Annotated in this window: 13 protein-coding genes; 5 read left to right on the forward strand and 8 right to left on the reverse strand. The window is 37.4% G+C overall.

Going from position 1 to position 13977, the window contains the following annotated elements; all coding sequences use genetic code 11:
• The first annotated feature begins 9 nt into the window (after positions 1-9).
• Together IPP61_05425 and mazG are read left to right on the forward strand one after the other, a co-directional pair.
• Positions 10-648: a thioredoxin family protein gene (locus IPP61_05425; protein MBL0324610.1), complete on the forward strand. Its 639-nt coding sequence runs from the start codon at positions 10-12 to the stop codon at positions 646-648.
• Position 649: 1 nt separating this feature from the next.
• Entirely contained in the window at positions 650-1465 is an 816-nt protein-coding gene (gene mazG, locus IPP61_05430; protein MBL0324611.1) for a nucleoside triphosphate pyrophosphohydrolase, read from the forward strand.
• 44 nt (positions 1466-1509) lie between these two features.
• Here the strand turns inward: mazG and IPP61_05435 are convergent, their stop codons facing one another.
• Positions 1510-2598 carry a M48 family metalloprotease gene (locus IPP61_05435; protein ID MBL0324612.1) on the reverse strand — a complete coding sequence of 363 codons (1089 nt, stop codon included), beginning with the start codon at positions 2596-2598 and terminating at the stop codon, positions 1510-1512.
• A gap of 168 nt (positions 2599-2766) precedes the next feature.
• On the opposite strand from IPP61_05435, the gene IPP61_05440 reads away from it, so the two are divergent.
• Positions 2767-4749, forward strand: coding sequence for a hypothetical protein (locus IPP61_05440; protein MBL0324613.1), 1983 nt, complete (start codon positions 2767-2769; stop codon positions 4747-4749).
• On the opposite strand, the gene IPP61_05445 is transcribed toward IPP61_05440, so the two are convergent.
• The 4 genes from IPP61_05445 to mnmD all read right to left on the reverse strand — a co-directional run bounded on the left by IPP61_05445 (position 4718) and on the right by mnmD (position 8567).
• Positions 4718-5611, reverse strand: coding sequence for a Fic family protein (locus IPP61_05445; protein MBL0324614.1), 894 nt, complete (start codon positions 5609-5611; stop codon positions 4718-4720). The genes IPP61_05440 and IPP61_05445 overlap by 32 nt on opposite strands.
• A gap of 87 nt (positions 5612-5698) precedes the next feature.
• Entirely contained in the window at positions 5699-5902 is a 204-nt protein-coding gene (locus tag IPP61_05450) for a helix-turn-helix transcriptional regulator (protein ID MBL0324615.1), read from the reverse strand.
• Between the two features lie 628 nt (positions 5903-6530).
• On the reverse strand, positions 6531-7877 hold the full coding sequence (locus IPP61_05455) for a sugar porter family MFS transporter (GenBank protein MBL0324616.1): 1347 nt from the start codon (positions 7875-7877) through the stop codon (positions 6531-6533).
• A gap of 57 nt (positions 7878-7934) precedes the next feature.
• Positions 7935-8567 (reverse strand): tRNA (5-methylaminomethyl-2-thiouridine)(34)-methyltransferase MnmD, encoded by a 633-nt coding sequence (mnmD, locus tag IPP61_05460; GenBank protein MBL0324617.1) that lies wholly within the window; start codon positions 8565-8567, stop codon positions 7935-7937.
• 86 nt (positions 8568-8653) lie between these two features.
• On the opposite strand from mnmD, the gene bshC reads away from it, so the two are divergent.
• Complete coding sequence (bshC, locus tag IPP61_05465) at positions 8654-10201, forward strand: bacillithiol biosynthesis cysteine-adding enzyme BshC (protein MBL0324618.1); 1548 nt, start codon at positions 8654-8656, stop codon at positions 10199-10201.
• A 49-nt stretch (positions 10202-10250) separates the two neighbouring features.
• Positions 10251-11051 (forward strand): 2-oxo acid dehydrogenase subunit E2, encoded by an 801-nt coding sequence (locus IPP61_05470; GenBank protein ID MBL0324619.1) that lies wholly within the window; start codon positions 10251-10253, stop codon positions 11049-11051.
• Here IPP61_05470 and IPP61_05475 read toward each other — a convergent pair whose 3' ends face one another.
• The 3 genes from IPP61_05475 to IPP61_05485 are packed head-to-tail and all read right to left on the reverse strand — an operon-like array spanning position 11052 to position 13920.
• Positions 11052-12422 (reverse strand): hypothetical protein, encoded by a 1371-nt coding sequence (locus tag IPP61_05475; GenBank protein ID MBL0324620.1) that lies wholly within the window; start codon positions 12420-12422, stop codon positions 11052-11054.
• Between the two features lie 23 nt (positions 12423-12445).
• Complete coding sequence (locus tag IPP61_05480; protein MBL0324621.1) at positions 12446-13192, reverse strand: ATP-binding cassette domain-containing protein; 747 nt, start codon at positions 13190-13192, stop codon at positions 12446-12448.
• The gene (locus IPP61_05485; GenBank protein MBL0324622.1) at positions 13189-13920 is read right to left on the reverse strand and encodes an ABC transporter permease; all 732 of its coding nucleotides are present in this window, start codon (positions 13918-13920) and stop codon (positions 13189-13191) included. The genes IPP61_05480 and IPP61_05485 overlap by 4 nt, the downstream gene beginning before the upstream one ends.
• Positions 13921-13977: the final 57 nt, after the last annotated feature.

Raw genomic sequence — 13977 nt, forward strand, 5'->3', positions numbered from 1 at the left:
AAAAATATTATGATAAAAGTATTAAACCGTCCGAAAGGAATAGCATTAAAAATTTTCATTTTGATATTTTTTGTTTTCTTTTTGGGTAAAACTTCAAAAGCACAGACCTACAAAGTAGGAGATGAGATAAAGGATTTTTCATTAAGAAATATCAATGGAAAACTATATTCCCTGAGTTCATTTCCATCAGCAAAGGGCTTTATTTTGGTTTTTACAAGTAATTATTGTCCTTTTTCGAAAAGTTATGAAGACAGACTGGTGGCTACAGAAAGGCGTTTTACTTCACAGTCCTATCCAATGATATTAATCAATCCAAATGATCCTGAAGCTTATCAGGAAGACAATCAGGAGAATATTTCGGCCCGGGCAAAGGAGAAAGGCTGGGTTTTCCCTATACTCAGAGATGAAAAACAAGCGATGGCCAGGGCTTTCGGAGTAACCCGGCTTCCACAGGTTTTTGTGATTCAAAAAACAGGAAATAAATATTTTTTGAAATATTCGGGAGCCATAGACGACAATCCACAGGATGCAGCCGGAATCTCTTCCACATATCTTGACGATGCCGTAAATAGTCTTTTAGATAACAAACCCATAATAGTAAGTCAAACCAAGCCTGTTGGTTGTGCCATCAGATGGAAACCTCAATGATATGTCAGTAATACTACCTTTGCCCATTTCAGATTCAAGAACAGATGCTTTGCTGGCATTTAACCGCTTGCTTGACATTATGGATGATCTCCGCGAAAAGTGTCCTTGGGATAGAAAACAGACATTTGAAACTTTACGACATCTTACCATTGAGGAAACCTATGAGTTGTCTGATGCAATTATTGAAAATGACCTGAAGGAAATAAAGAAAGAAGTGGGCGATTTGATGCTCCATCTGGTTTTTTATGCAAAAATAGGCTCTGAAACCGATGATTTTGACATTGTAAGTGTGCTCAATGGAATCTGCGAAAAACTGATTCACCGGCATCCTCACATCTATGGCGATACCGTGGTAAATAATGAGGAAGATGTGAAAAAAAACTGGGAACAGCTTAAGCTCAAAGAGGGCAATAAATCGGTACTTGGCGGTGTTCCAAAATCACTTCCTGCCTTGGTCAAAGCCATGCGAATACAAGAAAAAGCAAGAGGCGTAGGTTTTGATTGGGAGGAAAAAAGTCAGGTCTGGGCAAAAGTGGAGGAAGAAATGCAGGAATTTAAGGAGCATTTTAATGCCGAAACACAGGAAACAATCGATAATGAAAAGGCCGAGGCAGAATTTGGAGATGTATTGTTTTCGCTGGTAAACTATGCCAGATTTATAGACATAAATCCTGAAACCGCTCTGGAAAGAACCAATAAAAAGTTTATAAAAAGATTTCAATATCTTGAAACCAAGGCCTCTGCATCAGGAAAGAAATTATCAGAGATGACGCTCGCTGAGATGGATGTTTTTTGGGAAGAAGCGAAAAGCTTGTGATTGAAAAAATAGGATTATTACTTTCGCTCCCCCCTTCAATTTGTCTACCTGATTTCTTTATCATTTTTATAAAAGGCGGTACCTTCTACCCCACCGTAATATATTATTTTGGCTTTTCCTTCTTTTTTTCCGTTGATATAATCAACGATTACCCTGTCTCCGTTTCGATATGAAAAAGTAGATTTTTGTCCATGCATGATTCCGTTCACAAAACTCCCTGAATACTTTTCACCATTTTTAAAAAAATATTTCCCCTGACCTGAATACACCCCATTCACAAAGTTGCCCTCAAATTTGATTTTGCCATCTTTATAATACTCTTTTCCTTTCCCGGACCTTTTTCCCATGTGCCATTCTCCGGCATATTTTTCATTGGTTTTGGAGTTAATGGCTTCTCCATAACCCTCAAAACAAGTCCCCTCTATGCAACCTTTGGTTCGTTTTGGAGCATCAACTACCTCGGTTTCAATAACAATGTTCTCTGTTTTATTTGCAATAGTCTCCTCTTGTTTTTCATTCCTGAGATCTGATTTTATTCCGGGATAAAGTTCTTTCGCACTTTTGTAACCTCTTGCAATAGCTTTCAGCCTTTGACCCCTTGCCGGATGGGTGCTGGTGGTGTATTCTGTGGTCAAAGTCGAAATAGCTGACTGAGCCTCCTTCAAAGTTGCTCCGAGCTGATACATGACAAAACCTGCAAATTCGTCGGCTTCCAATTCTTTTTCATGCTCCGACCCACCAGATTTTATGGTGTGACCCTGCAAATGATGTCCGATTTCATGAGCTAAAATGCTCATTGCCGCCCAATCTGTTCGGGTAGCATCAGAAAGTTTTCCAATAAAATCCGGATCATAAACAATCAGCCTTTCACCATTTCTTGTTGCAGCAAAACAATTTTCAGTATTTGGGCATTCCATCACATAAAAGTTCTGTTTCAAGCCCGACCTTTTTACAATTTTTTCTACCGCCATGCTCACCTCAGGCCGACTGGAAAATGCCACCAAATCGCAAATTTCTCGTTCGTTTATAGTATTTCCATAATAGCTTTTTCCAATAATCAGGTTTGAATTTTGCTGTGCAAAACCATTCAAATTAAATATTATCAGGAAATAGAAAAGCAGGTTTCTGGGCATTTTGCAAAATTTTGTTTTCGATATTCCAAACGTTAATTCTCCTGAAATTATTGGATAAGCTTAAAAAATAAGATCCCAAACCCGGTCTAAATCATTCCAAATAATGTTTTTTTCAAAATTTTTAATAAGTTTGCTCCCTTAAGAACCTATGATTACAAATTTTCTCAAATGAACTCTCCGGATCAAAGCCCGTTTGATGTGTGGAGGAATAGCCATTTTGATTTAAAAATGGACTATACCGGCCATAAATCTTCTTTTGTGCATAACCTTATTCCGGAAATTGCAGTAAATCTTGGCGTTTTTGATATTCTGCAGATTTTTGCTCAAAAATTTGGCTCGGAAAACCTTAACCGGGCTCTGGACCCCAACCATAAAATCGAAAGTCCCGTAAAAAACAACGCTGATGGCTCCTGGTTGAAAACCTCAAACATGGTCGGGGTTAATATCAGGACAATAGGAAACTTTTTTAATCTTATAAAGTACCTCTTAACCATCGGCAGCAACCAGGATTCTGTACACATTTTGCCCATCTGGGAGCCCGGAGTAGTAGCGAGTTTATACGGAAAAATCAGTTGGAACATCAATCCTGAATTTTTCAGTCAGGAACTAAAAAATGCCATTCCGCACCTGGATACCCCTGCCAAACAGCTCAAAGTGGTTGTAAATCTCGTGCATTTAATGGGAAAAACTATCGGAATGGATGTGATTCCACATACCGACAGGTTTTCGGAGCTGGTCTTTCTTTATCCTGAAATTTTTGAATGGGCCGAAAGAAGCGGAGCTAAACTCCTGAATATAAGCTATGAAAATGCCGGAAAAGTTGAAAATGTAGTTTGGAAGTTTCTGGAAAAGAACGGCACAGCCAATGGCAGTTTTATTTCTTATTCAAAAGAATTCTTTTTTGATTTCAATAATCCATTACTCTCTGATGCCCAAAAACTGGAAGTCCTTTTTGGAAGAATAGAATACACAAATGGTCGCTTGCAAAGGAGACTTCAACTGATGCAGCAGGTTCTGTATGCTGGCTTTGAAACTTTGCCTGTCACCATGGCTCCTCCTTACAGATGTTTGCATCTGGTCGAAAACGACTATATCATGGATCAAATGGGTAATAAATGGTACAACTACCAGTTTGAAGAACCTGAAGGCATGTCGAGGGTCTTTGGCCCATTGACACGCTATAAATTTTACCATACCATAAGCGATACCGACCAAAATCTTGATTTTTCGAAACCAAATATTCCTGCATGGGAATACGTTTGCCGACAATATCTGGCTTGTCAACAGGAGTTTAATTTCGACTTTATGCGGGGTGATATGGCCCATGTGCAGCCCCGAAAAGATGGAGTTCCGAAGGAAATCGGGGAATATTATGATCCTTTAAAGGCAATCAAAAAATATGTTCAGAAAAACGGGGTGCCCTATTTTGGTTTCTTTGCCGAGACTTTTATCGCCCCGCCTGATAGTATGGGCTATGGGGTGGAAGAAGACCATCTGGAGGCAATCGAAGCTGACAGTACTCTAGGTGATTTACAGGCATCACCAGTTGGCTCAGAACTTTTCATGAAAAATCTTGAAAAATATCTGGAAATGGCTGAAACTCGGAAATTTGCTCCAAATTTCACGATGATAACTGCCGACAAAGACGATCCCCGTTTTGATGAGTTTTATAAAAAAGGTAATCATTTGAGGTATTTTGTGGGCACGTTTTTTCCTGAAATGCCATCCTATATGTCATTAGGCTTTGAAGTCAGAAATCCACATTTGGAGCGATCGATCAACGAAGAATATACCAAGCTGTATGTTTTCCAGATTACTGATGATGCCGAGACAGATAAGGTGACTCACGGCCCATTTGTCTGGGGGAAAAATTATGCATTTTTTCAGGAGATTGAAAAAATGAAAATGGTATTTGAAAAGCATTTTTTACAACAAAACCAAAATGATTTTGCCTGGATTAGCAAACCAAATAAAGAAAACTTTCTTATGAGCTGGAGTGTAGGTAATCTGATATTTGAAGCCGCTTTAAAACCTGACCTCCAACTTTTTTCGGTAGATAGTTCAACAATAATTTATTCCAGTCAGGATTTTTCTAAAGAACATTGGTGTAGGGTGAGCATTAATTCTGATTTATCCGGAAATTATTCATGATATTTTTATAATTATCTTGTGCTGTAAGACAAGTATCAACCAGATATTCTTTTACGTTTTGCCATTCCTGCAAGCCCCTGTAATAGAAAAATTTCAAGTCTTCAGTAATGATAAATGGAATAATATTATTTGCCAGGCATTCTTTGAATAGAATTAATCTTCCAACTCTACGGTTTCCATCCTGAAAGGGGTGTATCAGTTCAAATTTATGGTGAAAATCAATAATGTCAGTTAAAGTCTTTTCTCGTTTTTGATGATATTCTGAAAGTAACTCTTTCATTTTCACGTCAACTAATTCGGGTAAGCATGTTTCATTTCCACCTACTTCGTTGGGTAATTTTTTGTACCCGCCGACATTAAACCAATCTTTTCTTGCATCCGAAGTGCCTGATTTTAGAATATAGTGAAGATCTTTAATCATTGTCTCCGAAAGCTTAAAATTGGCCTTTTCTAAGATTAAGTCCACACATCGAAAATGGTTCGATGTTTCTATCACATCATCTACATTGGTGCTTTCAACCGTTGGACCAAGTGTATTGGTTTCAAAAATAAAACGGGTTTGATCATGGCTGAGCATACTCCCTTCTATGCGATTGGATGAGTAGGTGAGGTCAATTTGTGTGCGGTGATAAATACCTCCTTTGAGCTTCATTTCTTTTTGCTCTTTCAGGATTTTGAGCAAATGATTCTCTGATTTGTTTTGTCTAATTGTTTTGTCCGGCCATTCATAATCTTCTGGAATATTCCAAGTCTTTCCAGTCAAAAAAGCACCTTCTATTTTTCCTTTGACACAATTATATCTAACTGTTCTCTCCGGAACATTCCATTTTTTTGCAAAATCACTTACAGAGATATATTTCATTGGTAAACAGAAATAGCCATTTCCGGCAATATTTTTTCTAAAAATCCAATGTAAATATAGATTTTTTTGCCGGTATCGGCAAAATATTTAATTCGTCATTTCTAAAATATCTCCAGGCTGACACTCCAAAACATTGCAGATTAATGCCAGAGTTTCAAATCTTACTCCCTTTGCTTTTTGATTTTTTAGAATTGAAAGATTAACATTAGTCATTCCGGTTCTTTCTGCCAATTCATTTAATGACATTTTCCTCTTAGCCATCATAACATCAAGATTTACAACTATTTTCATATTCAAATGATGTTATCTAATTCGGATTTTATTTTAGATGATTTTGGCAAAAAGTCAATTATCATAAAAATTAAAAGACTGCAAAAAAGAAAAGCCGGTGAATTATAAATTGTTTTAAGAAAGAAATTAATAATGATAATCTCAGAATTTGAATTATTAACCAAAATGTCATTTAGTATCTCAACTAAACCTCTTAAGGGAATGATTACCAATAAAGCAATTGCAATAAACCGAAAATCTTTGATTTGACTTTCCTCAAAAAAACTCTCTTTTAAGTACACTTTCCTTAATTTTAGGACTTTGAAGGCTACTAAGAGGTAAATGCCAAAAATTAGGAGGTTTATGGCATAAAGTAAAAAAACGAAAAGACTAGATGTTCTAAATGCCACTTCAATGTTATAAATATGCAATCCAAGAATGGTTAGCACAAATACCGAAACAAAAAGTATAAGTAAATTAGTTAAAACAATATTTCTGTTCATAATCCATTTATTTAGGATACAAACATAAAATAGAATTAAAATAAAAACAAAGTTATTTAAAATATTATTTTAATTTTTTAAAATAAAAAATAAAAAAGTGTAGATCTCCTCAGACCTGCACTTTTCGTTTATTCCAATTTAAGAAATCAAATATACCTTTTCTCGATATCCTCCAGACTCAGGCCTTTGGTTTCGAAGACTACAAATTTTGCAAAGAATAAGCCCAAAAGAACTACAACCATGTAAATGAAGAAGATTCCACCGTTAGAACCCAATGAAGAAACACGCATTAAGGGAAATGAATAGGCTACCATGGCATCGAATATCCAGTGGTTAAAACTACCCATACTCGACGCAAAACCCCTGATTTTCAACGGGTAAATTTCAGAAATCAACAACCAGCCCAATGGACCAAGGCTGATGGCAAAGAAAATAATATAAGTATAAATACCACCAACCAACATGATTTGTCTTAACCCTTCAGGCAGATTGTCTTTCATCAAAAATGCCAGACCCACAGTGCCTAAACATACCGCTGTACCAATCAAACCTGTGTAAAGAATAGGCTTACGGCCCCATTTGTCGAGATAACGCATCCCGATGATGGTAGCCAATGAATTAATTACACCCACACCTACTGTAGCCAATGTGGCCTGAGAACTACTAAACATACCCTTGAAGATATCTGTAGAATAATAAATGATGGCATTGATACCCGAAAACTGCTGAATGGCAAAAATACCGACACCGATAAAAAGTGGAATTCTGAGGCGTTTTGAGAAAAATTCCTTCCATCCCCCTTTGTTTTTCTTCTCTTCTTCGATAATATCTCTGGTTTCCTGAAGCTCTTTTTGAGCGTCATCTGAGCTTCTCAATTTTTTCAATACCTCAATGGCCTCCGACTCCCTTCCTTTTGACAACAACCATCTCGGACTTTCGGGAATAAAAAACATCCCCACTAAAAGTAATATTGCAGGTATAAAACCCGCCCAAAACATCAACCTCCAGGAATTTTCGGCACCTTCAAAAATATATCCGACCAAATATGAGAGCAAAATACCCAATGTGATAGCCAGCTGAAAATAGGTAACCATCTGCCCTCTTTTTTCTTTGGGGGAAAGCTCAGCCAAATACAATGGAACTGTGGCCGCCACGATACCGATGGCTAAACCTAGCAACAACCGACCGAAAATGAGCATTCCCGGCGAAGTGGCGATTGCCGCTACGATAGAACCCAGCACAAACACGATTGATGCAATAATGTTGATTTTTTTTCGGCCTAAAATATCCGTCAAAAAACCAGAAAGAAATGGACCGAACATAGCACCGAAAAGTACTGCACTTACGACGTTGCTTTCCTGAGAAGGTGTTAAGGCAAACTGCTCTCTTATGGCCGGAAGTGCTACATTGATAACTCCGGTATCAAAACCAAACAGCAAACCGCCTGTGGCTGCAACCGAAGCAATGAAAATTAATAGTGAGTTTTTATTCATAGGTAAAATATTAAGTGTTAGTGAGGCAAATTAAGGATTTTTTGAAATATTTTAAGACTAAATCTGCTTTATTGCTCTCAATACTTCTCTTTTATGTGGTGGGCCGGGGTGTTTCTCAATCCTGAATCCTGACGCTTTGAGATTCCTTTGCACATAAGCTTTGGAACAATAGGTGGTAAGAATTCCATCGGGCACTAAAGAATCAAAAAGTTTTTTGAAAATTTTTTCAGTCCAAAGCTCGGGTTGAGCCTCAGGGGCAAAAGCATCATAATAAATCAGGTTGAAATCACTTCCTAAATCGACTTCTTCAAGGGATATTTTTTGCTTTTTAAAAATGAAAAAATCATTAATTTGTACTTCTACATTCCAGACTGATTGGTGAAATAACTTCAAATCATCTGGGAATTTTTCAAAAATATTGGCCTCAACCGGAAATTTCTCAATGCCAAAATAGCTCGTTTTTATTTTAAATTTTTCGGCAGAAAGAGCACTCAACCAGGAATTTAGTCCGGTACCAAAACCCATCTCGAAGATTTTTATATTTTCAAATTTTTCTGCTGCATAAGCAAAGCCTAATTCTAAAAAAATATGGTCAGATTCGGTCTTTGCACCAAACTTAGAGTGATAATGTTGGTTAAATTGCTCAGAAAAGAGTGTGATTGAGCCATCATCAGTTATTTTTACTTCCATTTCAAAATATTTGATTCAAATATAGTTTTTGAAACTCATTGAAATACCTTGGTGTTTCTATTATTTAAAGTAAAATCTCAAAAATATTGAATACTCAAAACTCCAGAATTGCATTAGCAAAAGTAGGAGGCTTTCCGAAGCTTTTTACCGACTATATTAGTAAACAACATCCAGAATTAATTGACTTTTATGATAATTTCCCTGATGTAGCAGGTTTCAGAAATCAAATAGCCGAAACGCATTTTCATTACAGAAAAGAACTCTCTGACGCCCTAAAACACCAATATTCAGGCACCGAAAACCCACCAGCAACTGATATTTTTCTAGATGAAAAAACATTTTGTGTAACCACAGGCCATCAACTCAATATCTTTACGGGTCCGCTGTATGTGATTTTTAAAATCATAAGCACTATCAATCTGGCTAAAAAACTCAAGGAGAATTTCCCTGATTACAACTTCGTGCCGGTATATTGGATGGCCACCGAAGATCATGATTTTGCAGAAATCTCAGGCTTTAACCTTTTCGGGCAAAAGCATATCTGGGAAACTACCCAGAAAGGTGCCGTAGGGCGTTTTGAATTGAATGGAATCAAAGACATATTGAATAAATTACCAGATTTGCCTGAAATATTCAAAAAGGCTTATTCCGAAAAAAGCAATTTGTCAGTAGCTGTAAGATATTATTTTCATGAGCTATTTGGCCATGAAGGTTTGGTTTGTATAGATGGTGATGACCCCGCACTGAAAAAGCTATTTATTCCCGTAATAAAAAAAGATATCCTCGAAAATGTTTCAGAAAATATTGTAAAAACTACTTCGGATAAATTGGAATTTTGGGGTTACAAAACCCAGATTCATGCCCGGAATATCAATTTTTTCTATTTGAAAGAAAATCTCCGCGAGCGAATTGAAAAAGATGGAGATATGTATAAAATTTTAAATTCTGATATTTCATTTTCAGAATCAGAAATTAATATCGAAATCGAAAACCATCCTGAACGCTTCAGCCCAAATGTGGTTTTGAGACCTGTGTATCAAGAGGTAATTTTGCCCAATCTCGCCTACCTGGGCGGCCCTTCTGAAGTGGCTTATTGGTTGCAGCTGGGTGATTTGTTCCATCACTTTGAGCAGCCATTCCCCATTGTTATGCCACGAAATTTTGGATTGGTAGTTAATCCTGCATCCCAAAAACGTATCGATAAGCTGGGTCTTACAGTTGAAGAGCTTTTTGAATCTGAAAATACATTGAAGGCCGATTATGTTAAAAAAAACTCAGAAAATACACTTGATTTTACGGAAGAAAACAATGCATTCTCCGAAATTTTTGAAAAAATATCAGAAAAGGCTGTAAAAGTTGACCCAACTCTGAAAGCGGTTGTAGAAGGTGAAAAAACCAAACTACTCAATGCTATTGGAAACATTGAAAAACGCCTTAAAAAATCGGAAGAGCGGAATTTTGAAACCGGTATCAATCAGATACTAGGATTAAAAGAAAAACTTTTCCCTGGTGGCGGATTACAGGAAAGAACCGAGAATTTCCTCAATTATTACATCAATGACCCTGAGTTTCTGGACAAAGTGAAAACGGCATTTGATCCGCTTAATTTTGAATTCAACATCATAAAAACGTAAAGGTATTGCCCTGGTTTTTATACTTTTGTAAAACTATTTTTCATAAAAATTGGAAAAAAATCTCAATAACCCCTGGCGAAAAACCGCATCTACTATTTACAAAAAACCTGTTGATTCTAAAATCCTCGGTTCGGTAGAGATTGATGTGACCGACGTGGAAGCATATATTTCACAAAAAAGAAAAGAGGGCCTGAAGATAACCTTGACTCATTTTTTTCTCCTTGCCACTGCCAGAGCCGTAAAAACCGAAGTTCCTGAGCTAAACACTTATGTAAAACGCGGTAACATTTACAGCTATCCGAGCCTGGACGCTACTGTCAGCGTTTTATTGCCTGATGGAGAAATGAGCTCCATAAAAGTGCATGCTATCGATACCTTTAACCTCAGAGAATCAGTGGATTTACTATCTGAAGCTATAAAAAACACCCGGAAAGGCTCAGAAAACAAAACCATGAAAATGAAACACAAGCTGGCAGAATTTCCATGGCCAATCAGAGGCTGGATTTATAAAACAATAAAAACCATTCTAACAGATTGGGGAATTTCGTTACCTTTTTTAGGTATGACCAATAATACTTTCGGCTCTTTTATATTTTCTAATATCGGGACATTAGGGCTCGACAATGGTTACCCTGCTCTTATGCCCACCGCAAATGTGTCTTTTGTGATGATAATGGGTGGGGTGAGAAAAAAACCTTGGGTGGTTAATGATGAGATTGTTCCCCGAAAAATAATTACCCTTGGAGCTGCTCTTGACCATCGTGTAGTTGATGCCTCCCATGCCGGAAAGCTTTTTAAAGTACTGAAATATTACGTTGCTCATCCGGAAAAACTGGAAGAGCATCTCTGATTATTTCATTTCCAGATATTTTTGAAAAATCAAAGCAATCATGGCTGTCGTATAGGCGTCTGACTCCCAAAACAATATATTCTTGATTACGCTCCCCCCGGAAAAGAAAACTCCACCATCCCAGTGTAAGCCTTCAAGTGTGTTTTTTTTGTTTTTCAAAAGAAAATTCATTGCCCTGTCAATGTTCTCCTTCGGGATGTCAAATCCTTTATTTCTGAGGACAATCATTGCATAAAGGGCATTCGCGGTAGATTGTATTTTATCAAAATGGTTAATATAACTCCTGCTTACAAAGCTTCCATCTGCCTGTTGTTTTTTGATAATATCTTCTTCCAAAATTTTACAAGCTGGTCGTAGCCCTTCAATACCATCTTCAAATGCCCTGGCAATTGCAAAATGTGTATGAAAAGCATTGGAATAATATACCGATGTGTTTTGCCAATTGCTTATTTTTAATCTTTTTTCAATCATTTTTATGGCATCTTTTGCCGATTGGCTTTCAATATCTTGTCCTGATTTTTTGAGATAATGCAGCACATTGGCATTTACTACTATATCAATGTCATTGGCTCCAAACGGCACCCAGGGTTTATATGCTTTGGGCCCGGCTGAACTTCCGGGAACAAAAATCAGCAATACATTGAATGCGGTTTTTACTACTGACCACTGCCCATATTCATGTTCAGGATGCAACCAGGTCATGAAAGCACCAGAATTTTTGTCATTATGAAAAACAAAATTAAACCAGTTAATATTATACCGGTCTTTGTCCAGGTGGTCTTCGAAAACATCAATTTTAGTTAATTTATTTTTTGACCCAAAAATTTCGTTTTGATATAATTTGGCAAGATTTCCCAGTGAAGTATCATCTGCATCAGCGGGTACGTTGGCGAGTTTATTGATAAATCTGTTTTTTAGCCTGAAAGTCGTTGGTCTTCTTACCAGAGGTTGTGGAGATGGTTCCAAAAATAGTTTGATTTTTCTGTTTGGAGGAAGATTTTTCCAAAAGTAATAAAGGCCATCTTCTTCATATGACTGAATTTCTGAAAATGCAGATTTTAATATCGGCAAAATATCCTTTCTGGTAGTATCAGCAAGATAGATTTCACTCAAAAAGTCATGTATTGATGCCACGGTAAATCCATTGGAATCACGGGCTTTTTGTTTATTACCCATAAAAAAATAAGGAGATGTCATATCCATATAAACAGGCCATTCTCCACGATACTTTTGGGCAAATACAGTTTCTCTTTCTTGGTTATTTTGTAGAAAGACTATTGCTGAATCTATTTGATTTTTTACAAAAAGTGTATCAATCTGGACGTTTTGTCCAAATGATTGAATAGAAATAATGAAAATTAACCATCTCATTATTTGCCGAGATGAAATATTTACTACCCTCTAAGTTGTTTTAGAGCCTGATTTGAAAAAACAAATTCATCCAGCTCTTTGATATCAGATTTTAAAATGCTTTTGCTATCTCCTTCCCAGAGTTTTTTCCCTTTGTATAGAAACATAATCTTATCGCCGATAGTAAGCACCGAGTTCATATCGTGTGTAATTACGACAGTTGTAATGTCAAAATCGTCGGTGATTTCCTTTATCAACTCATCAATTTTTATAGAGGTCAAAGGATCCAGTCCACTGTTTGGCTCATCACAAAACAGGTATTTGGGATTCAAAACAATCGCACGTGCTATTCCCACTCTTTTTTTCATTCCTCCCGAAATCTCTGATGGCATTTTGGGTCCAACACCGTCCAGACCAACTTTGTGCAGGCAGAATTCCACCCTGTCCCGTTTTTCTGATTCAGGCATATTGGTGAGCATGTCCAAAGGAAACTTCACATTATCCTGAACATTTTTTGAATCGAAAAGTGCCCCACCCTGAAACAACACGCCCATTTCACGCCGAAGGTCTTTTCTTTCTTTTTCTTCCATGCCCAAAAACTCCCTGCCATCATATATCACCTCGCCTTTTTCCGGCTCCACAAGATCAAGCATGCATTTCAGCAACACACTTTTCCCTGTTCCACTCGCACCAATCACCAATGAGGTTTCTCCTTTTTTAAATACTCCGGAAATGTCGTCCAGGACAACCTTCCCTTTAAAAGCTTTGCTTATATTTTTTATCTCGATCATGTCAGAAGTTCAGCTAGTAAATAATCGGCTACCAAAACCGCAATACAACTGTTGGTAACCGCTGCAGTGGACGACTGCCCCACTTCAAGAGCCCCGCCGGAAGTATGATAACCCTTGTAGGCCGCAATTGTGGCAATCAGAAATCCAAATACTGCGGATTTTATAATCGAAATCACCACGTTAAAGGGCATAAAAGAGTACCTGATTCCGTAAATATATTGTTCTGGGGTTAAAATTCCCGTAAGCGTACCCGCAAGGTATCCCCCAAAAATGCCAAGAAAACCTGAAAACACAGCTAAAATTGGGAATGTAAGCACCGCTGCAGCCACTTTGGGTAAAACCAGGTAGGACACGGAATTTATCCCCATTACTTCCAGTGCATCAATTTGTTCGGTTATTTTCATGGTTCCCAATTCTCCGGCGATATTGCTACCGACTTTCCCGGCCAAAACCACGCACATAAGTGTAGAGGAAAGCTCCAACAATGTCATGTCTCTCACAATATTACTTACCACATATTTGGGAATTATCGGACTTACCAGGTTGGCATAAGTCTGCACGCAGGTAACAGCTCCAATAAACAGGGCTACAATTGAAATAATTACCAATGAGCCAACGCCCAATGAAACGCACTCATCCAAAAACCTGTTCCAATAAACTTTGGCAGCTTCCCGGCGGGTAAACATCTCAGACAGAAACAAGAAAAATTTTCCTAATATCTTTAACATGCTCTCTCCTCTTATTTTCTTTTTTTACAAAGGTAACGAATCAAACCTTATTTATTT

Source organism: Cytophagaceae bacterium, assembly GCA_016722655.1.
Taxonomy (GTDB): Bacteria; Bacteroidota; Bacteroidia; order Cytophagales; family Spirosomataceae; genus Leadbetterella.

Excerpts from the sequence above, each read along its gene's own strand:
- IPP61_05425 (MBL0324610.1), top strand. The coding sequence starts at position 10 with ATGATAAAAGTATTAAACCGTCCGAAAGGAATAGCATTAAAAATTTTC.
- mazG (MBL0324611.1), top strand. The coding sequence starts at position 650 with ATGTCAGTAATACTACCTTTGCCCATTTCAGATTCAAGAACAGATGCT.
- IPP61_05435 (MBL0324612.1), bottom strand. The coding sequence starts at position 2,598 with ATGCCCAGAAACCTGCTTTTCTATTTCCTGATAATATTTAATTTGAAT.
- IPP61_05440 (MBL0324613.1), top strand. The coding sequence starts at position 2,767 with ATGAACTCTCCGGATCAAAGCCCGTTTGATGTGTGGAGGAATAGCCAT.
- IPP61_05445 (MBL0324614.1), bottom strand. The coding sequence starts at position 5,611 with ATGAAATATATCTCTGTAAGTGATTTTGCAAAAAAATGGAATGTTCCG.
- IPP61_05450 (MBL0324615.1), bottom strand. The coding sequence starts at position 5,902 with ATGAAAATAGTTGTAAATCTTGATGTTATGATGGCTAAGAGGAAAATG.
- IPP61_05455 (MBL0324616.1), bottom strand. The coding sequence starts at position 7,877 with ATGAATAAAAACTCACTATTAATTTTCATTGCTTCGGTTGCAGCCACA.
- mnmD (MBL0324617.1), bottom strand. The coding sequence starts at position 8,567 with ATGGAAGTAAAAATAACTGATGATGGCTCAATCACACTCTTTTCTGAG.
- IPP61_05475 (MBL0324620.1), bottom strand. The coding sequence starts at position 12,422 with ATGAGATGGTTAATTTTCATTATTTCTATTCAATCATTTGGACAAAAC.
- IPP61_05480 (MBL0324621.1), bottom strand. The coding sequence starts at position 13,192 with ATGATCGAGATAAAAAATATAAGCAAAGCTTTTAAAGGGAAGGTTGTC.
- IPP61_05485 (MBL0324622.1), bottom strand. The coding sequence starts at position 13,920 with ATGTTAAAGATATTAGGAAAATTTTTCTTGTTTCTGTCTGAGATGTTT.